This is a genomic window from Actinomadura gamaensis (assembly GCF_042652125.1).
GTDB classification, from domain to species: Bacteria; Actinomycetota; Actinomycetes; order Streptosporangiales; family Streptosporangiaceae; genus Spirillospora; species Spirillospora gamaensis.
Genome location: NZ_JBHSIT010000004.1, coordinates 342,008 through 359,811, shown reverse-complemented (window position 1 = coordinate 359,811; position 17,804 = coordinate 342,008). Strand labels below are relative to the sequence as shown.

General features: G+C 71.1%; 18 protein-coding genes. 8 read left to right on the top strand and 10 right to left on the bottom strand.

The window, feature by feature from the left end; all coding sequences use genetic code 11:
• Positions 1-89: 89 nt before the first annotated feature.
• Together sigM and ACFPCY_RS15755 are read left to right on the top strand one after the other, a co-directional pair.
• Complete coding sequence (sigM, locus tag ACFPCY_RS15760; protein WP_378255733.1) at positions 90-710, top strand: RNA polymerase sigma factor SigM; 621 nt, start codon at positions 90-92, stop codon at positions 708-710.
• Positions 710-1,495 carry an anti-sigma factor family protein gene (locus ACFPCY_RS15755; RefSeq protein WP_378255731.1) on the top strand — a complete coding sequence of 262 codons (786 nt, stop codon included), beginning with the start codon at positions 710-712 and terminating at the stop codon, positions 1,493-1,495. The genes sigM and ACFPCY_RS15755 overlap by 1 nt, the downstream gene beginning before the upstream one ends.
• A 281-nt stretch (positions 1,496-1,776) precedes the next feature.
• On the opposite strand, the gene ACFPCY_RS15750 is transcribed toward ACFPCY_RS15755, so the two are convergent.
• Positions 1,777-2,349, bottom strand: a complete 573-nt coding sequence (locus tag ACFPCY_RS15750) for a dienelactone hydrolase family protein (RefSeq protein ID WP_378255730.1) — start codon at positions 2,347-2,349, stop codon at positions 1,777-1,779.
• 171 nt (positions 2,350-2,520) lie between these two features.
• Here ACFPCY_RS15750 and trxB point away from each other — a divergent pair, with 171 nt between their 5' ends.
• Together trxB and trxA are read left to right on the top strand one after the other, a co-directional pair.
• Positions 2,521-3,504 (top strand): thioredoxin-disulfide reductase, encoded by a 984-nt coding sequence (trxB, locus tag ACFPCY_RS15745; protein ID WP_378255728.1) that lies wholly within the window; start codon positions 2,521-2,523, stop codon positions 3,502-3,504.
• Positions 3,505-3,742: 238 nt separating this feature from the next.
• Positions 3,743-4,057, top strand: a complete 315-nt coding sequence (gene trxA / locus ACFPCY_RS15740) for a thioredoxin (RefSeq protein ID WP_378255727.1) — start codon at positions 3,743-3,745, stop codon at positions 4,055-4,057.
• A gap of 52 nt (positions 4,058-4,109) precedes the next feature.
• Here the strand turns inward: trxA and ACFPCY_RS15735 are convergent, their stop codons facing one another.
• Entirely contained in the window at positions 4,110-4,727 is a 618-nt protein-coding gene (locus ACFPCY_RS15735; RefSeq protein ID WP_378255725.1) for a GNAT family N-acetyltransferase, read from the bottom strand.
• Between the two features lie 358 nt (positions 4,728-5,085).
• Here ACFPCY_RS15735 and ACFPCY_RS15730 point away from each other — a divergent pair, with 358 nt between their 5' ends.
• Together ACFPCY_RS15730 and ACFPCY_RS15725 are read left to right on the top strand one after the other, a co-directional pair.
• Complete coding sequence (locus ACFPCY_RS15730) at positions 5,086-6,318, top strand: aminotransferase-like domain-containing protein (protein WP_378256445.1); 1,233 nt, start codon at positions 5,086-5,088, stop codon at positions 6,316-6,318.
• A gap of 283 nt (positions 6,319-6,601) precedes the next feature.
• Positions 6,602-7,543: a D-alanine--D-alanine ligase family protein gene (locus ACFPCY_RS15725; protein ID WP_378255723.1), complete on the top strand. Its 942-nt coding sequence runs from the start codon at positions 6,602-6,604 to the stop codon at positions 7,541-7,543.
• 204 nt (positions 7,544-7,747) lie between these two features.
• Here ACFPCY_RS15725 and ACFPCY_RS15720 read toward each other — a convergent pair whose 3' ends face one another.
• The 3 genes from ACFPCY_RS15720 to rsmG form a co-directional block, all read right to left on the bottom strand.
• Positions 7,748-8,743 (bottom strand): ParB/RepB/Spo0J family partition protein, encoded by a 996-nt coding sequence (locus ACFPCY_RS15720; RefSeq protein WP_378255721.1) that lies wholly within the window; start codon positions 8,741-8,743, stop codon positions 7,748-7,750.
• Positions 8,740-9,567 (bottom strand): ParA family protein, encoded by an 828-nt coding sequence (locus ACFPCY_RS15715; RefSeq protein ID WP_378256442.1) that lies wholly within the window; start codon positions 9,565-9,567, stop codon positions 8,740-8,742. Before ACFPCY_RS15715 ends, ACFPCY_RS15720 begins: the two co-directional genes overlap by 4 nt.
• A gap of 431 nt (positions 9,568-9,998) precedes the next feature.
• A complete protein-coding gene (gene rsmG, locus ACFPCY_RS15710) occupies positions 9,999-10,649 on the bottom strand; it encodes a 16S rRNA (guanine(527)-N(7))-methyltransferase RsmG (protein ID WP_378255719.1) in 651 nt (216 codons plus the stop codon).
• A 362-nt stretch (positions 10,650-11,011) separates the two neighbouring features.
• On the opposite strand from rsmG, the gene ACFPCY_RS15705 reads away from it, so the two are divergent.
• Positions 11,012-11,479, top strand: coding sequence for a DUF6458 family protein (locus ACFPCY_RS15705; RefSeq protein ID WP_378255717.1), 468 nt, complete (start codon positions 11,012-11,014; stop codon positions 11,477-11,479).
• Between the two features lie 230 nt (positions 11,480-11,709).
• Here ACFPCY_RS15705 and ACFPCY_RS15700 read toward each other — a convergent pair whose 3' ends face one another.
• From ACFPCY_RS15700 to rpmH, 5 genes are read right to left on the bottom strand one after another with little or no spacing between them, the layout of a single operon-like run.
• The gene (locus ACFPCY_RS15700) at positions 11,710-12,195 is read right to left on the bottom strand and encodes a Jag family protein (protein WP_378255715.1); all 486 of its coding nucleotides are present in this window, start codon (positions 12,193-12,195) and stop codon (positions 11,710-11,712) included.
• Positions 12,196-12,231: 36 nt separating this feature from the next.
• Positions 12,232-13,209 (bottom strand): membrane protein insertase YidC, encoded by a 978-nt coding sequence (gene yidC / locus ACFPCY_RS15695; RefSeq protein ID WP_378255713.1) that lies wholly within the window; start codon positions 13,207-13,209, stop codon positions 12,232-12,234.
• The gene (gene yidD, locus ACFPCY_RS15690) at positions 13,202-13,711 is read right to left on the bottom strand and encodes a membrane protein insertion efficiency factor YidD (RefSeq protein ID WP_378255711.1); all 510 of its coding nucleotides are present in this window, start codon (positions 13,709-13,711) and stop codon (positions 13,202-13,204) included. Before yidD ends, yidC begins: the two co-directional genes overlap by 8 nt.
• Positions 13,708-14,226 (bottom strand): ribonuclease P protein component, encoded by a 519-nt coding sequence (rnpA, locus tag ACFPCY_RS15685; protein WP_378256440.1) that lies wholly within the window; start codon positions 14,224-14,226, stop codon positions 13,708-13,710. Before rnpA ends, yidD begins: the two co-directional genes overlap by 4 nt.
• Before the next feature lie 35 nt (positions 14,227-14,261).
• Positions 14,262-14,399, bottom strand: a complete 138-nt coding sequence (gene rpmH / locus ACFPCY_RS15680) for a 50S ribosomal protein L34 (protein ID WP_378255709.1) — start codon at positions 14,397-14,399, stop codon at positions 14,262-14,264.
• Positions 14,400-15,157: 758 nt separating this feature from the next.
• Between rpmH and dnaA the strand changes: the two genes are divergently transcribed.
• Positions 15,158-17,545 (top strand): chromosomal replication initiator protein DnaA, encoded by a 2,388-nt coding sequence (dnaA, locus tag ACFPCY_RS15675; protein WP_378255707.1) that lies wholly within the window; start codon positions 15,158-15,160, stop codon positions 17,543-17,545.
• Positions 17,546-17,804: the final 259 nt, after the last annotated feature.

The following is a 17,804-nucleotide window of genomic DNA, read 5'->3' as shown; positions in this document are numbered from 1 at the left end:
AATGTCCCCTCCCCCCAGGAATCTGTGGTGTCTTCCTCAGCAGGCGCGGCCGCCCCCGGACGCCGGGTGTCCACCGAAGGCGCGCGGTCATGGCTTCGGTGAGCACGCCGCGCGTGGACGAGGTGCCCGACAAGGAGCTGCTCGCACGGCACGCGCAGGGGGACCCGCACGCCTTCGCCGAGCTCGTGCACCGCCACCGCGACCGCATGTGGGCCGTGGCCCTGCGCACCCTCGGCGACCCCGACGAGGCCGCCGACGCGCTCCAGGACGCCTGCCTCTCGGCGTTCCGCGCCGCGGGCCGCTTCCGGGGCGACGCCGCCGTCACGACCTGGCTGCACCGCATCGTCGTCAACGCCTGCCTGGACCGGATCCGCCGCCGCTCGGTGCGCCCCGCCACGCCCATGGGCGACGACGCGACCTTCGACGCCGTCGCGCCCAAGATGCCCGACCCCACCGACGCGCACGGCGTCTCCCTGGACGTCCAGCAGGCGCTCGCGCACCTCCCGTACGAGCAGCGGGCGGCGCTCGTCCTCGTCGACATGATGGGTTATTCGGTGGACGACGCGGCGGCCGTCCTGGAGGTCCCACCAGGCACGATCAAGTCGCGGTGCGCGCGCGGACGCGCGAGGCTCGCGCCACTGTTGCGCCAGCATCGGAACCGACGGGACGCGCGGAACGTCGGAGGTGTGGAAGGAGGTGGCGCACCCTGATGATTTCCCCGCACCTCGACTACGACACCTTGGCGGACCTCGCCGAGGGAATGCTCGAAGACGACCTGGCCGCCTCCGCCAACGCGCACCTCGACACCTGCGCCGAGTGCCGGGACCGATCCGCCGACCTTGCGGACGTCTCCCGGATCCTCGCGGAGGCGCCTCTCCCGTCCATGCCCGCCGAGCTGGCCGAGCGGATCGACTCCGCGCTGGCCGCCGAATCGCTGCACACGGCCACCGTGGTGAGCCTGGAGCAGCGGCGCAAGCAGCGGCACTGGCGGGTCCTGTCCGCCGCGGCCGCCGCGGTGGTCGTGCTCGGCGGCGGAGCGGCGGTCGGAACGAACCTCCTGCGCGGCGGCGGCTCGCACGACGGCAGCGCCAGCGTCTCGTCCCCGGTCACCGACCCGTCCGGAGGGGCGGCGCCGAGCGCCGCCGGTTCCGGCGTGGCGCCCTCGGCCGCCGCCACCGGCGGGTACGAGGTCGTGACGTCCGGGACGGACTACCACGCGGCGTCCCTGGGCGGCCAGGTCGCCAAGGCGCTCACCGGGCGGACGCGGAACATGACCATGCAGAGCGGGTCGTCCGCCGGGCTCCAGCAGTGTCTGGCGGCGCTGGCGAAGTCGGTCCGGCCGGTCCTGGTCGACCAGGCCCGCTTCGACGGCTCCCCGGCGGTGATCGTCGCGCTGCCGGGCCCGTCCGCGGGCCGGTACGACGTCTGGGTCGTCCGCCCGACGTGCACGCCGCGGGACCAGCAGGTGATCAGCCACACCCAGGTGGCCGGCTGAGCGACAGGCGATCCGCGATGCGCACCCAGGCGACGGCCGTCCCGGACAGGACGGCCGTCGTTCTCTTTTTCGCCCTTCTCGGCGACTGAGGCGAAAGGGACTCTCGGCCGAGTTGTTCGCGAAGAGGCGCTTCAGGGGACGACTAGGTCCTTAATGCCCCTCGCGCATGGCTTCTCTGAGGAGGATTCTGCGGGAGACGCCTCCCGAGCCTCACTTCGGCGCTCTTCTTAGAATCGTTCTCAGAGAAGTCCTTCAACGTTGAGATTCTCGATCGAGATTCGTCAGAGCGCCTTCAGGAAGTCCTCGGCGATCGCCCAGGCGCGCTCGGCCGACTCCTGTTCATAGTCGGGCAGGTCCGGATCGGTGAAGAGGTGGCCCGCGCCCGGGTAGCGGAAGACCTCGACATCGGCCCCCGCGCGCCGCATCCGCAGATACCACGCGTTCTGCCAGTCGACCGGCTCGTAGGTGTCCGGATCGGCGACGTGCAGCTGGACGGGCAGGTCCGGCGCGGACGCGTCGTCCGTCATGTCGGACGTACCGTGCATCAGCAGCAGGCCCTTCGCGTTCTCGTCGCCGAACGCGAGGTTCTGCGCGAGCGCGCCGCCCAGGGAGAAGCCCGCGTAGACGACGCCGCCCTCCGACAGCGGCGCGGCGGCGGCGATGGAGCGCTTCAGCAGCTCGTCCATGCCGATCTCCTCCTTGATCGCGACCGCCTCGTCCGGGTCGTCCACGACACGCCCGCCGTACAGGTCGGGGACGTGCACCTCGTGGCCGTGCGCGCGCAGCCGGTCGGCGGCCTGGTGGACGGCGGGCCGCAGCCCGTACATGGAGTGCAGGAGAAGAATCCGGGCCATGTGGGCAAGCTTATGTCCAGCTCGCCCCCGTCCCGGGACCGGCGGGAATCTGCGGGCCCTAGGATCGGTTGACGCGACTGGCGGCCCGGAACGGCACCGGCGACGCCGGGGAACGGCCCGGCGCCCCCGCCCCTCCGGCACCGAAGGCCATCGAGAAAGGCACGTGAGACAGTGAGCGACGACGTCCGCAACGTCATCATCATCGGGTCCGGCCCCGCGGGCTACACGGCGGCCGTCTACGCGGCCCGCGGCGACCTGAAGCCGCTGGTCTTCGAGGGTTCGGTGACCGCCGGCGGCGCCCTGATGAACACCACCGACGTGGAGAACTTCCCGGGCTTCCCCGACGGGATCATGGGCCCCGACCTGATGGACGGCATGCGCAAGCAGGCCGAGCGGTTCGGCGCCGAGCTCATCACCGACGACGTGACCGAGGTCGACCTCACCTCCGACCCGAAGATCGTCAAGGTCGGCGACGACGTGTACCGCGCGCACGCGGTGATCGTCGCGACCGGCTCGCAGCACCGCAAGCTGGGCCTGCCCCGCGAGGACGAGCTGTCCGGGCGCGGCGTCTCCTGGTGCGCCACCTGCGACGGCTTCTTCTTCCGCGACCAGGACATCGCGGTCGTCGGCGGCGGCGACACCGCCATGGAGGAGGCCATCTTCCTGACCAAGTTCGCCCGCACGGTCACCGTCGTGCACCGCCGGGACGAGCTGCGCGCCAGCCGCATCATGCAGGACCGCGCGTTCCACAACGAGAAGATCCGCTTCGCGTGGGACAGCGAGGTCGCCGCCCTGCACGGCGACCAGAAGCTGAGCGGCGTGCGGCTGCGCAACGTCAAGACCGGCGCCGAGGAGGACCTCGCCGTCACCGGCCTGTTCATCGCGATCGGCCACGACCCGCGCAGCGAGCTGTTCACCGGCCAGCTCGACACCGACGACGAGGGCTACCTGCTCGTCGACGCCCCCACCACCAGGACCCGCGTGCCCGGCGTGTTCGCCGCCGGCGACGTGGTCGACCACACCTACCGCCAGGCCATCACCGCCGCCGCGACCGGCTGCTCGGCCGCCATCGACGCCGAGCGCTGGCTGCAGGACCAGGGCGAGGCCGACACCGTCCCGCAGACCGACCCGGCCGTCCTGGCCGGCGAAGGCTGACCACACCCCACCGACCAGCCCGGGTCCGGCCTGCGAATCGACCCGGCCGGGCCCGGGACCGGTTTGGACTGGTCGTGGGCCGGACGGATCGGTCCGGACGCATCGGTCCGGACGCATCCGGCCGGGCGGATCAAGCCGGGCGCATCGGGCCGGGCGCATCGGGCCGGGCGGACATGACGCAGGTGCGGCGGCGGGGGGCCGCCGCACCGTTCCCCATACGAGAACCGAGGGAGACTCGATGAAAGCCGTGACCGACGCCGACTTCGGCACCACCGTCCTCCAGAACGACAAGCCCGTCCTGGTCGACTTCTGGGCCGAGTGGTGCGGCCCGTGCCGCATGGTCGCGCCGATCCTGGAGGAGATCTCCTCCGAGCACGGCGACAAGATCGAGGTCGTCAAAATGAACATCGACGAGAACCCGAAGATCCCCGCCGACTACGGCGTCCTGCAGATCCCGACCCTGAACGTCTACAAGGACGGCCAGGTCGTCAAGCAGATCATGGGCGCCAAGCCCAAGGCCGCCCTCGTCCGCGAGCTCGCCGAGTTCCTCTGATCCGATCCACTCCAGGGCCCCGCTCCGTCAGGACCGGGGCCCTGAGCGTGCCTCAGACGGGCCGGAGCATCCCCTCCGGGGTCATGGAGCCGAGAAGCCGTTCCAACGCGACCTCGACGTCCTCACGCCACGACAGAGCCGACTTCAGCTCCAACCTCAGCCGCGGATACCGGTGATGCGGCCGAACGGTCTTGAACCCGACCGACAGCAGGTAGTCGGCGGGCACGACGCAACCGCCGTCCTCGCCCTTCAGATCCCCGAACGCCTCGACGGCCTTCACCCCGCGCCGCGTGAGGTCCTTAGCGACCCCCTGGACCAGCATCCGCCCCAGCCCGCCCCCGGCGAACTCCGGGACGATGTGCGCGGTCATCAGCAGAACGGCGTCCGCGCTCACCGGACTCGTGGGAAACGAGATCGACCGCGGCACGTACAGCGGCGGAGCGAACAGCACGAACCCGGCCGGGACGTCGTCCACATAGACGATCTTCCCGCAGGATCCCCACTCCAGCAGCGTGGACGAGATCCACGCCTCCTTCTCCAGCCCGGGATCCCCCGCCTCCAGCGCCCGCGCCCCGCTGACCGGATCCAGCTCCCAGAACACGCACCGCCGACAGCGCCGCGGCAGGTCGTCCAGGTTGTCCAGCGTGACATTGACGAGACGACGCGACACCGGACCGCCACCCCCGCCCATCCGCCGCCCCGCGAGGCGACCACCAGAACCCCCGGCATCATACCGACCGCACCCCCGCCCGCCCCGAGCAACATGTCGGGGCGTGGAGCGGGTGCGTGACTTGGGGTTGGAGGCCGTCGGAGAAAGGCGGGTGGCGGGGTGGAGGGTAGTCAGGTGGGGATGACTCGGTTGGGGGGTGTCGGCTGATCCGGTCGTGGGAGATGCGGGGGGTTCGCCGGGTCGGGGTAGGCCCGATGCCGTAGTTTGCAGGGGAATCCGATCACCCTGGAGGTGCCTCGTGGAGCAGCACACGCGTACAGATGCCTACACCGACCGCTATGCCGACCGCGCCGCCGGCATGGTGGCCTCGGAGATCCGGGCCCTGTTCGCCGTGGCCTCGCGTCCCGAGGTGGTCTCGCTCGCCGGGGGGATGCCGTACGTGTCGGCGCTGCCGCTGGACGAGTTCGGCGGGATGGTCGGGGAACTGATCGCGCGCAACGGGGCCGAGGCGCTCCAGTACGCGTCCGCGCAGGGAGATCCGCGGCTGCGCGAGCAGATCTGCGACGTGATGGCGCTGGAGGGCGTCCAGGCGTGCGCGGACGACGTGGTCGTCACCGTCGGCGCGCAGCAGGCACTCGACCTCATCACCCGGATCTTCGTGAACCCGGGTGACGTGGTGCTGGCCGAGGGACCCTCGTACGTGGGCGCGCTCGGCACGTTCGCGTCGTACCAGGCGGACGTCGTGCACGTCGCGATGGACGAGGGCGGCCTCATCCCCGAGGCGTTGGAGGAGACCCTCGTGCGGCTCCGGCGGGAGGGACGCACGGTCAAGTTCCTCTACACGGTCCCGACGTTCCAGAACCCGGCGGGCGTGACGCTCACCGCGGCACGGCGCACGCGCCTGCTGGAGCTCGCGGCCGAATACGACATCCTCATCATCGAGGACAACCCCTACGGGCTGCTCGGCTTCGACGACGAGCCCATGCGGGCGCTGCGCGCCGACGACTCCGAGCGTGTCATCTACCTCGGCACGTTCTCCAAGACGATCGCCTCCGGCCTGCGCGTCGGCTGGGCACTCGCGCCGCACGCGGTGCGCGCCAAGCTCGTCCTCGCGGCGGAGTCGGCGGTGCTCTGCCACTCCAGCTTCTCCCAGCTGGCCGTCCGGGAGTACCTGTCGACGCAGCCGTGGCGCGAGCAGATCAAGGAATTCCGCCTGCTCTACCGCGAGCGTCGCGACGCCATGCTGGACGCGCTGGACACGCTGATGCCCGAGGGGTGCACCTGGACGCGCCCGGGTGGCGGATTCTTCGTGTGGCTGACGCTCCCCGAAGGTCTCGATGCCAAGGCGATGGCCCCGCGCGCCATCGCCGAGCGCGTCGCCTACGTGCCCGGCACCGGTTTCTACGCCGATGGCAATGGCCGTAGGGACATGCGCATCTCGTACTGCTACCCGGAACCGGACCGCATCCGCGAAGGCGTACGCCGTCTGGCCGGTGTCATCGAGAACGAGCTGCGCACGCTCGACACCTTCGGAGGAGTGGGCCACCGCCGCTCCTCCGGCGTGGACACTCCTGGCCCCGAAGTCTTCTGATCCCTACCTCTCACCCCCTTCCCGATCGGCTCCTCCGCGCCCTCCGCCTCGCAGGCGGAGGGCGCGGTTTCGTTTGTGGACCGCCGGTCGGCCGCTGCTCCAGACGGTCTGAGCGCTGCTTAGAACTCCGCATGCACCCATGCTCGCGGGCGGGCGCAGCCCACCGAAAGTCGAAGTGCGTTCTGTGGATAACCCGCCCGCAGGCGGCCCCCGTTTCACGTGAAACGGCGAAAGCCTTCATGATGGGTCCGTCCCGAAGCCGACCCGCCCCGAAGGAACCGCAGTGGAATTCGCTCACGTCGTCGTCCTGGCCGGAGGTCTCTCCTACGAGCGCGAGGTCTCGCTGCGTTCCGGCCGCCGCGTCGCCGACGCGCTGCGCGCCCTCGACATCCCCGTCGAGCTCCGGGACGCGGACGCCGGCCTTCTGGACCGCCTCGCCGCGGATCCGCCGGACGTCGTCTTCCCCGTCCTGCACGGCGCCATGGGCGAGGACGGCGCGATCCGCGACATCCTCGAACTCGTAGGCGTCCCGTACGTGGGTGCGCGCCCGGCCGCCTGCCGGATCGCCTGGGACAAGCCCACCGCCAAGTCCGTCGTCGCCGAGGCCGGCGTGAGCACGCCGCCCTCGGTCGCCCTCCCCAAGGAGCTCTTCCACGACCTCGGCGCCACCGCGGTGCTCGACCTGATCGTCCAACGGCTGGGACTGCCGCTCTTCGTCAAGCCCACGCGCGGCGGGTCGGCGCTCGGCGCGTCCGCCGTCCACAAGGCCGAGGAGCTCACCGCAGCCCTCGTCTCCTGCTTCGCCTACGGCGACGCCGCGCTCGTCGAGCGCTACGTCGAGGGCACCGAGATCGCCGTCAGCGTCATCGACGGCCCGGACGGCCCGCGCGCCCTCCCAGCCGTCCAGATCGTCACGCCGAACGGGCGCTACGACTACACCGCCCGCTACGACGCGGGGGACACCGAGTTCGTCACCCCGGCCCGCCTCTCCCCCGAGGCCGCCGAACGCGCCACGAACGTCGCCCTCACCGCCCACCGCGTCCTGGGCCTGCGCGACCTCTCCCGCACCGACCTCATTGTGGACGCCGCCGGAGAAGTCCATTTCCTCGAAGTCAACGTCGCCCCCGGAATGACGGAGACCAGCCTCCTCCCCCGCGCCGTCGCCGCCGCGGGCCTCACCCTCGGCCCCCTCTGCGAAACCCTCCTCCGCCGCCGTTTCACGTGAAACCACATCACGGCAGTCAGGACACGGGGCGGGAGGCAGGCGTCCGAGGGCGTCGTTTCACGTGAAACGGGGGCGGCCTCGGGCAGGAGGATCAAGTCGAGCGCTTGAGATGCCGAGGCTTCTGGTGGAGAGAGGGACGGGGGCCGGAGGCTGGAAAACGAGAACGCCCGCCTCGGGTGGGAGGCGGGCGTTGTGGGGAGTGGGTCAGTCGCGGTCTTCGACGGCTTCGTCGGGGGCCATGGACTTGATGATGCGGTTCAGGTCTTCGAGGGTGGCGAACTCTACGACGATCTTGCCCTTGTTGCGGCCCATGTCGACGCGGACCTTGGTCTCGTAGCGGTCGGAGAGGCGGTCGGCCAGGTGCTTGAGGGCGGGGGCCACCGGGCGCTTGCCGCGGACGCGGGGGGCCTTCGGCTCGTCGTCCGCCTCGCGCATCGCGATGATCTCCTCGACCGCGCGGACGGAGAGGCCCTCGGCGACGATGCGCTGCGCGAGCCGGTCCTGCGCCTCGGCGGTCTCCAGCGACAGCAGCGCGCGGGCGTGCCCGGCCGACAGGACGCCCGCGGCCACCCGCCGCTGGACGTTCGGCGGCAGGTTCAGCAGGCGCAGCGTGTTGGTGATGTGCGGACGCGACCGGCCGATGCGGCTCGCCAGCTGCTCGTGGGTGGCGCCGAAGTCCTCCAGGAGCTGCTGGTAGGCGGCTGCCTCCTCCAGCGGGTTGAGCTGCTGGCGGTGGAGGTTCTCCAGGAGCGCGTCCCGGAGCATCGCGTCGTCGCCGGTGTCCCGGACGATCGCCGGGATCGCGTCCAGGCCGGCGAGCTGGGCGGCGCGCCAGCGGCGCTCGCCCATGATCAGCTCGTAGTCGTGCTCGCCGCCGTCGTGGACGCGCCGGACCACGATCGGCTGGAGCAGGCCGACGATGGAGATCGACTCCGACAGCTCGCGGAGCGCCTCCTCGTCGAAGTGCTCGCGCGGCTGGCGCGGGTTCGGACGGATCGTGCTCGGCGGCAGTTCGGCGAAGTGCGCCCCGGCGACCGCCTGGGCCTCGGGGTACGCGCCGTCCGACGTGGCGTCCCGCGAAGCCGACGGGGACCCCTTCTCCGCGGAGGCCGCCGCGGGGTCGGCGGCGGGCGGCGTCGGCGGGGCAGTCGGGATCAGCGCGCCGAGCCCACGGCCCAGCCCGCGCGGCTGCTTGCTCACTGGGCGGCCTCCACCCACCGGTGCGCCATCTCCGAAGCGGCCTCGCTGTAGGCGAGCGCGCCGCTGGATCCCGGGTCGTAGGTCATCACGGACTGCCCGTAGCTGGGGGCCTCCGAGACCCGGACGCTGCGGGGGATCACGGTGTTCAGCACGACGTCCCCGAAGTGGGCCCGGACGTCCTCGGCGACCTGCGCGGCGAGCCGTGTCCGCGCGTCGTACATCGTGAGCAGGATCGTGGAGACGTTCACCTTCGGGTTGAGGTGCGCCTTCACCAGGTCCACCGTGCGGACGAGCTGGCCGAGGCCCTCCAGCGCGTAGTACTCGCACTGGATCGGGATCAGCAGCTCGTCCCCGCCGACCAGCGCGTTCACCGTGAGCAGGCCCAGCGACGGCGGGCAGTCGATGAGGACGTAGTCGAAGCCGTCGGTGTCGTAGGCGTCCAGCGCCCGGCGCAGCCGCGACTCGCGGGCGACCTTGGAGACCAGCTCGATCTCGGCGCCGGCCAGGTTCAGCGTGGCCGGGGCGCAGTACAGGTTCGGGATCTCCGGCGCGGGGACGACGATGTCGGCCAGCGGCGTGTCCTCGATGAGCACGTCGTAGATGGACGGGATGTCCGCGTGGTGGTCCACGCCGAGCGCGGTCGAGGCGTTGCCCTGCGGGTCGAGGTCGACGACCAGGACCCGCGCGCCGTGCATGGCGAGCGACGCCGCGATGTTCACCGACGTGGTCGTCTTGCCCACGCCGCCCTTCTGGTTGGCGACCGAGATGATCCGGCAGCGGCCCGGCCGCGGCCATTCGGCGTCCCGGCGACCCGCGCCCGGCATCACCTTGAGCGCGGTCACGGAGGTTTCATGTGAAACCTTGGCGTCCTTCAGCGCCTCGCGCACGAGTTCTGACTCCCCCTGAGTGTGTCCCTGCCGCGGGGCGGGCAGCGTCGCGCCGCCTCCGCCCGTCGGGACGTACCCGACGGTCTCCGCGGTGCCGGACGTCGTGTTTCCCCACAGTGCGTGTCCGGAGGGGGCGGCGCCCGCCTCCTGCGCGGGTCGCGGCGTGGCGGACCGGTCCCCCGCGTCGCCGGCGGCCGCGGCGGGCGGCGCGCCCGCGTCCGGCCGTCCGGCCTGGTCGGCTCCGGGACCGGACGGGCCGCGGCGGCCCGGCGCATCGGCGTGACCGGGAACGCCCGCGGCTCTCGAGGCGGCCTGCTCGTCAGCGGATTCGTCGGGGCTGCCAGAGCGGCCCGGTACCGGTCCCGTGCTCATGAAGACCTCTTTTTCGACCCTTTGGCGGGACGCGGCGCGCGTTCGGCCACCACCCGGACAAGCGTTGTCGGCGGCTCGACCTTACCTTGTCCGACTTGGAGTAGTTCAGTGGTCCGCACACCGAATCGCTTGAGCACCGGCGCGGCCTCCTCGATCTCGGCCGCCGCGCGCTCGCCCTTCATGGCGAGCAGTTCCCCGCCCGGCCGCAGCAGCGGCAGCGCCCACCGCGCCAGGCGTTCCAACGGGGCGACGGCGCGGGCGGTCGCGACGTCCACCGAGAACTCCTTGACGACCTCCTCGGCCCGGCCGCGGCGGACCTCCACGTTGTCGAGGCCGAGCAGCTCGACCGCCTCGTTCAGGAAGTTCGTCCGGCGGAGCAGCGGCTCCAGCAGCATGATCGACAGGTCCGGCCGGACGATCGCGAGCACCAGGCCCGGCAGGCCCGCACCGGAGCCGATGTCCACGACCCGGGCGTTCTCCGGGACGGCCTCGGCGACCACCGCGCAGTTGATCAGATGCCGTTCCCAGAGCCGGTCCGCCTCGCGTGGACCGATCAGCCCGCGCTCGACCCCCGCGTCGGCGAGGAACTCCGCGTAGCGTTCCGCGATCGGCAGCGCGTCACCGAATACCTCACGTGCAATGCCCACCAGACGAATCGTTCCACAAAAACCGGCCACGGCGTACACGGACGGGCACGCCACGCCAGCTCACACGCCTTCCGGACGCCCCCTTTCCCTCTCTCTGATCGTCCCCACCACGTCCCCGCCGGGTCCCGACGTCGCGCCCGCCACGTCTCCGCCACGTCCCGGTGACGCGCCCGCCACGTCGCGGCGACGGCCCGACGACGCCCGCTGACGACCTTCAGAGGCCCGCCCGACGACCGCCGAACACCCTGGACGTCCGCCGGCAGCCCCCCAGAACGGCGGGCAAGGAAGGGCGAAACGCATATTCGTCGCAGAGGGGGTAGGAGGGTGGCGGCGCTGCTTGCGACGGGAGGGAGCACGAAACCATGGGTATCGGCGTCAGTCTGGCCTTCATAGCTCTGGGGATGATCCTCGCCTTCGCAGTACGCGTGAACCTCAGCGGACTCGACATCCACCTCGTCGGCTGGATCCTCATCCTCGTCGGCGTGATCAGCATGATCTTCACCCTCGCCTACACCCGTCCGCGCCGCCGGTCGCAGCAGGTGCTGGGCGCGGACCCCGGTTACGACACCGAGCCGGAGCGTCCGCTCGTCGAAGAGCGCGTGGTGGAGCGTCCGCTCGTCGAGGAGCGTGTCGTGGAGCGGGCCGATCAGCCCAAAGTGGTCGAACGCGTGATCGAACGGCCCGCGACCCAGGAGGATATGGGCGGCGGGCACGCGGCCCAGGACCCGACGGTCGCCCAGGACCCGGCCGTGGCGCAGGATCCGGCCGTCCAGAACAATCCGACCGCCGTCAACCGGCCTCCGGTCCGCCGCGCACCGCACGAGCGCTGAGTCTCCGGCCTTCAAGGCGTTTCGAACGCCCGGCCGCGCGCAAGGCGGCGGTCCGCGGCCGGGCACACACAGAGGCCCCGCACCGATTCCGGTGCGGGGCCTCTGCCTTGAACGATCAAACGATCAGCACGTCCCGCGACGAAGCCCGACCGACCGTCCGGACGCGTCGAACCTGAGAACGCGTCGAGCCTCAGGACGCCCAGAACGACAGGGCGCGGAGCGCCGAAGCGTCAGGACGGGTGGACGACGACGTAGCGCTCGGGCTCCTCGCCCTCGGACTCGCTGCGCAGCCCGGCGGCGGCGACGGCATCGTGCACGATCTTGCGCTCGAACGGGGTCATCGGCGCGAGCGGCTTGGCCTCGCCGGACTGCTTGACCTCCGCGGCGACCTCCTCGCCGAGCTTGGTCAGCTCGGCGCGGCGGCGCTCGCGGTAGCCGCCGATGTCGAGCATCAGCCGGCTGCGGTTGCCGGTCTGGCGGTGCACGGCGAGCCGGGTCAGCTCCTGCAGCGCCTCCAGCACCTCGCCGCGCTTGCCGACCAGCTCGTCCAGGGAGGCGCCGACGACCGCGACGAGGGCGCGCTCGCCCTCGACGTCCATGTCGATGTCGCCGTCGAAGTCACCGATGTCCAGCAGGCCCTCGATGTAGTCGGCGGCGATCTCGCCTTCCTGCTCGAGCGCCTGGACGTCGACCTCGGTGGTGTCGGTCTGGCTCAACGGGATCTCCTTCTTCGGCGAGGACCGGGGTCAAAACTAGCGCTTCTGGGAGCCGCTGCGCTTGCTGCGCGGCTTACGCGTCGGCTGGTTCCGGACGACCTTGGGCGCGGAGTCGGCGGCGTCCCCGTCGGGCGCGGCGGCGGAGTCGGACGCGGCGGCGCCCTTCTTGGCCTTCGCGGTGGTGCCGGCCTTGGCCTTCGCGCCGGCGGCCGCGGGGGTCTTGCCGTCGTCCTTGGCCTTCTCCAGCGCCTCGGGCGACTGGTACTTCTTGTAGATGTAGTGCGACTGCGCGAGCGTCCAGGAGTTGGACGTCACCCAGTACATGAGCACGCCCAGCGGGAAGCCGAGGCCGAACAGGCCGAACGCGGGGGCCAGGAAGACCATCATCTTCTGGGCCTGCATCATCGGGTTGTTCTCGTCCGCCATCGGCGTCTGCCGCTTCATGCTGGCGCGCACGGTGAAGAACGTGGTGCAGGACGAGATCACGACCGCGACGCCGGTGATGATCAGCGCGTTCCAGGTCTTGGGGTTGGCGTTCCACGCGTTCAGGAAGGTGTTCGGGATGTGCGCCCCGAAGATCGACGCGTGCTGCGCGCTGCGCACCAGCTCGGGGGACATCTCGAAGACGCCGTGGCCCGGCTTGGCGTCGGAGATGCGCTTCAGCACCTGGAAGAGGCCGATGAACACCGGCATCTGCACCAGGAGCGGCAGGCAGCCCGACAGCGGGTTGGCGCCGTTCTCCTGGTAGAGCTTCATGACCTCCTGGTTGAGGCGCTGCTTGTCGTTCTTGTACTTCTTGCGAAGCGCCTGGACCTTCGGGTTGAGCTCCTGCATCTTCCGGGACGCGTGGATCTGCTTGACGAACAGCGGAACCAGCAGCAGCCGCAGCAGGACGGTCAGCAGAATGATCGAGCCGCCCCAGGCCCATCCGCTGTCCTTGGGGACAACGACGCTCAGTGCGGCGTGAATCCACACGATGAGCTGGGAGACGATCGTGTACAACCAGTCAAGCACCGGGCAGCTCCTTGGGCTCTGCTAGGGCGGGGCCGCTCTGCTCGCGGCCGGAGGTCTTCGGGGGCTCCGCGGCCCGTTCGCGCGCGCCGGTCGGGGCGGGATCGGCCGGGCCGCCCGCGGAGCGCCCGGAAGCGCCTTCGGTGGACGGTCCGTCCGGGTCCGAGACCAGGGCGGAGGCGCGGTCGCGGCGCGGCGGAACCGGGTCGTAACCGCCGGGGTTGAACGGATGGCACCGGGCGATCCGCCGGAGCGTCAGCCAGGAGCCGCGCAGCGCGCCGTGCTCCTGCAGGGCCTTCAGCCCGTAGGCGCTGCACGTCGGCCGGAACCGGCACGTCGGCCCGAGCAGGGGGCTCAGGAAGCGTCGGTAGCCGCGGACGGCGAGGATCAGGGCGGCGGCGATCGGTCCCGGGCGCGGTTCGGCGCCCGGTTCGACCGGGGAGTCCGCGCGGCCGGGTCCGACCGGGGAGTCCGCGGGTGGCGCACCCGCCGGTCCGCTCGTCATGTCCGTCCCTTGGAGGTCTGCCGCAGCACCCGGTCGAGGGCGGAGTCCAGATCCGCGGCCAGTTCGTCACCGCGCGCCGTTCCCGCTGCGGGGTTGGCGCGCACTACGAGCAGGCTACCCCCCGGCAGTCGGTCGAGGCGCGCACGCACGAGGTGCCGGAGTCTGCGCCGCACCCGGTTCCGGACGACGGCGTTGCCGACCGTCCGGGCCACGATGAAGCCGACCAGTGCGGGCTCGTTGTCCACATCCCTCGAAACGAGTGGACGGGACGCGTCGTTAGCACCGGCGGGACGGTTTTCCACAGGCCGGGATTCGCCTGTGGGCGAACGGACGGCGTCTGCAGCCGAGCGCGCGGCGTGTGTGGCCGAGCGCACGGCGGCGCCCCCCGCGCCGGACGGCCCGGCAGGAGAGGGCGTGGCCGAGGTGTCCCCACGGTGCAGGTGCACGACGAGAGTTGGCCGTCCGGCGCGTCGTCCGCGCCGGACGGCCAGGGTGAAGTCGTCCCGCCGCCGCATCCGGTGTCCGGACGGCAGCATGCGTCAGAGGTGGGTCAGACCGCGATGCGCGCGCGGCCCTTGCCACGCCGCGAAGACAGGATGGCGCGGCCGGCGCGGGTGCGCATGCGCAGCCGGAAGCCGTGCTTCTTGTGACGACGGCGGTTGTTCGGCTGGTAAGTACGCTTGCTCACTTCAGGCTCCAGTGCTGCGGTCGGTGTGGATCAGGCTCGATGATTCGCACCGCGGGCCGCGTCCGGTCCCCCGCAGCGGGGGCCCGCCCGGCTCTCCATGAACGGGGCGAGACGGCGGGCACGCGTCATCTCCGTCGATGCGACTCGACCTCAGCACGTTACGGGCTACTCGCCCATCTGGTCAAACGGAGCGTCCGCCGATCTCCGCACCCCCGCCGCGTCCTCCGCCGCGTCCTCCGCCGCGTCCTCCGCGGCGCCGCGGACAGCGGCTCGATCGCCTCCGCGCGCCTTTCCCACAAGCGCTCGCGCGCCCGCGCGACGGCGCTTGTCAAGGCGTTCTGACTGTCCTCATGCGCCCGCGCGAAGGCTGTGGGTAACTGTGGATCATGTGGGGACGAACACGGTGCGGACGGGGTTCGTGAGGCGTGTTGCGACCTTCCGGAGTCAGGCCCTACAGTGTCGGGACGAGTTTCCCGGTGTGTCGCCTCAGCCGACCGGTTCTCCCAGTTCCCGCAGGTCTCGCGGGGTGCGCCGAGACCACGAATCCCTGCTTACGTACGGCCTCCAGGGTCGTGCCATGGACTTTTACACAGGCGTCCCCATGTTCATGCACATGGTGTGGACAACTCTGTGGACAACTCGTGAGAGAGTAAGTCTCCCGCGTGGTGGACGGGCCTTTGTGGCAGCCCGTACCGGTGGGGTGGATCGGGTTGAGGGGTACTCCGCGCGGCGACGTGACGGAGTTTTCGGGAGGGGCCATGCGCATGGACGGACAGAACCTCGGATCCGCCTGGGCCCGCGCGGTGGCGGCTCTCGCCGACCGTGACCTTTCTCCCAACCACCGGGCCTGGCTTCCGCTCGTCCGTCCGCTCGCACTCGTAGAGGACACCGCGCTTCTCGCCGCGCCGAACGAGTTCGCCAAGAGCGCCTTGGAGAATCGTCTGCGCGGCCTCATCACTCAGGCCCTCTCCGAAGAGCTCGGGCGGGAGATCCGTGTCGCGGTGACCGTCCAGCCCGAGTCGTCGGCGCCGTCCGGGGCCTCCGCTCCCGCGCCCGCGCACGAGGGCGGCCAAGGGCAGGGCGACGCGCAGTCCTATCGGGGCGACGACGCTCAGCCTTACCGAGGCGACCGGAACGATCGGAACGACAGGGCGGACCGTGGCGCACGGGACGACCGAGGCGAACGTGACCGTCCCTATGGCGACCAGGGTTATGAAGGACGTCCCTACGGCGAGCGTCCCTATCCGGAGCAGCCGTACACAGACCGTGGATACGGCCCGTCGAACTACCCGTCCGGTCAGGACGAGGAGCGTTGGGGCCCGAAGCGGGACGAGGACGACCGCGGCTGGGCGTCCCAGCGTGAGAACGACGACCGCGGGTGGGCTCCGCGAGGCGGCGACTACGGGGGTCGTCCTTCCGGTTATGGCCCCGGTCCGGGTCCCGGCGCAGGCGGTGGTCGCTCGCCGTTCGACGCGCAGGGCCGTAATCCACAGGGCGGTGGATATCCCGGCGCGTCCGACCAGGACCGCTACCCCTCCGTCCCGGAACAGGACCGGTATTCGGGCTCAGACCAGGACCGCTTCGGCGTGTCCGAGCAGTCCGCCCCGCTCTACCCGGGTTCCGGGCCGGGCCCGGCCGGCGGCGGCGTCGGTGACCAGAACGGGTTCTCCGGCCCGGACCAGAGCGGCGGCTACCCCGTCACCGATCACGGCGGTTACGGCGGCCCCCGGAACGGACGTCCCGGAATGGGCGGCGGCGCACCTGGCCTGGGTGGCGGAGCGCCGGGAATCGGCGGCGGCGCGTCCGCGCCGGGCTCGCACGCGCCCTCGCACCTGAACGACCGCACGCTCGGTACGGCACGTCCGGAAAGGGACCCGCAGCGGTCCGGCTCCGAGCCGTCCCGAGGCGGACGGCCCGACGGCGGAGCAGGCCCCCAGGGATCGCCGTTCCCCCCCTCGGACGTCTTTCAGGGCGGAAACGACCGTCCGCCCTACCGGGGCGGTGGCGACGCAGACCAGCCGTACCGTTCCGACGACTCGTCCTACCGGGACGACGATTCGCCCACGGCGCCCGCGCCCATCAACGGATCCGGCCAGCAGGTGGCCGAGCCCGGACGACTCAACCCGAAGTACACGTTCGAGACGTTCGTCATCGGCTCGTCCAACCGGTTCGCCCACGCGGCGGCCGTAGCCGTGGCGGAGCAGCCGGCCAAGGCGTACAACCCGCTCTTCATCTACGGCGACTCCGGCCTCGGCAAGACCCACCTGCTGCACGCCATCGGGCATTACGCGCAGAGCCTCTTCAACGGCGCGCGCGTGCGCTACGTGAGCTCCGAGGAGTTCACCAACGACTTCATCAACTCCATCCGCGACGGTAAGGCGGACGGCTTCCGCCGCCGCTACCGCGACGTCGACATCCTCCTCGTGGACGACATCCAGTTCCTCGAAGGCAAGGAGCAGACGCAGGAGGAGTTCTTCCACACCTTCAACACGCTGCACAACGCGTCCAAGCAGATCGTGATCTCGTCGGACCGTCCGCCCAAGGAGCTGGTCACCCTGGAGGACCGGCTGCGCAACCGGTTCGAGTGGGGCCTGACCACCGACGTCCAGCCGCCCGAGCTGGAGACGCGCATCGCGATCCTGCAGAAGAAGGCGCGCCAGGAGGGCCTGGCCGCCCCGCCGGACGTGCTGGAGTTCATCGCCTCCCAGATCGCGACGAACATCCGCGAGCTGGAGGGGGCGCTGATCCGCGTCACGGCGTTCGCCAGCCTCAACCGCCAGTCGGTGGACATGAAGCTCGCCGAGATCGTCCTGAAGGACCTCATCCCCAACGACACCGGGCCCGAGATCACGGCCCCGATGATCATGGCGCAGACTGTGGAGTACTTCGGGACGACGATCGAGGACCTCTGTGGACCGTCGCGGTCCCGGATGCTCGTCACCGCCCGGCAGATCGCGATGTACCTCTGCCGGGAGCTGACCGACCTGTCGCTGCCCAAGATCGGGCAGCAGTTCGGCGGCCGCGACCACACCACGGTGATGCACGCGGAGCGGAAGATCCGCAGCTTGATGGCCGAACGGCGGGCCATCTACAACCAGGTCACCGAGCTCACCGGCCGCATCAAGCACCAGGCGCGCAAGCGCTGAACCGGCCCGTCGGGCGGCGGTTCCGGCCGGTCCCGGGGGTGCTCGCACAAGATCGACTGTCACAGCCTGGGGAAAACTCCGCCCCACACGGTGGATAACCCGGGGGAAAACCTGCGGACAACCCCGTTGAATCTGAGGACGACTCGTGGACGGATTGGGGACGGGCTGGGGACGGTCACCCGGCATCATGGGGACGACTCCGTGGACGACCTGGGGACGGCCTGTGCAAACACCGCGCCCGGGACCCGTCCGGCCGGCG

Coding starts and splice junctions, on each gene's coding strand:
- sigM (WP_378255733.1), top strand. CDS start 90: ATGGCTTCGGTGAGCACGCCGCGCGTGGACGAGGTGCCCGACAAGGAG.
- ACFPCY_RS15755 (WP_378255731.1), top strand. CDS start 710: ATGATTTCCCCGCACCTCGACTACGACACCTTGGCGGACCTCGCCGAG.
- ACFPCY_RS15750 (WP_378255730.1), bottom strand. CDS start 2,349: ATGGCCCGGATTCTTCTCCTGCACTCCATGTACGGGCTGCGGCCCGCC.
- trxA (WP_378255727.1), top strand. CDS start 3,743: ATGAAAGCCGTGACCGACGCCGACTTCGGCACCACCGTCCTCCAGAAC.
- ACFPCY_RS15730 (WP_378256445.1), top strand. CDS start 5,086: ATGGTGGCCTCGGAGATCCGGGCCCTGTTCGCCGTGGCCTCGCGTCCC.
- ACFPCY_RS15715 (WP_378256442.1), bottom strand. CDS start 9,567: ATGCCGGGCGCGGGTCGCCGGGACGCCGAATGGCCGCGGCCGGGCCGC.
- ACFPCY_RS15705 (WP_378255717.1), top strand. CDS start 11,012: ATGGGTATCGGCGTCAGTCTGGCCTTCATAGCTCTGGGGATGATCCTC.
- yidD (WP_378255711.1), bottom strand. CDS start 13,711: ATGACGAGCGGACCGGCGGGTGCGCCACCCGCGGACTCCCCGGTCGGA.
- rnpA (WP_378256440.1), bottom strand. CDS start 14,226: ATGCGGCGGCGGGACGACTTCACCCTGGCCGTCCGGCGCGGACGACGC.
- dnaA (WP_378255707.1), top strand. CDS start 15,158: ATGCGCATGGACGGACAGAACCTCGGATCCGCCTGGGCCCGCGCGGTG.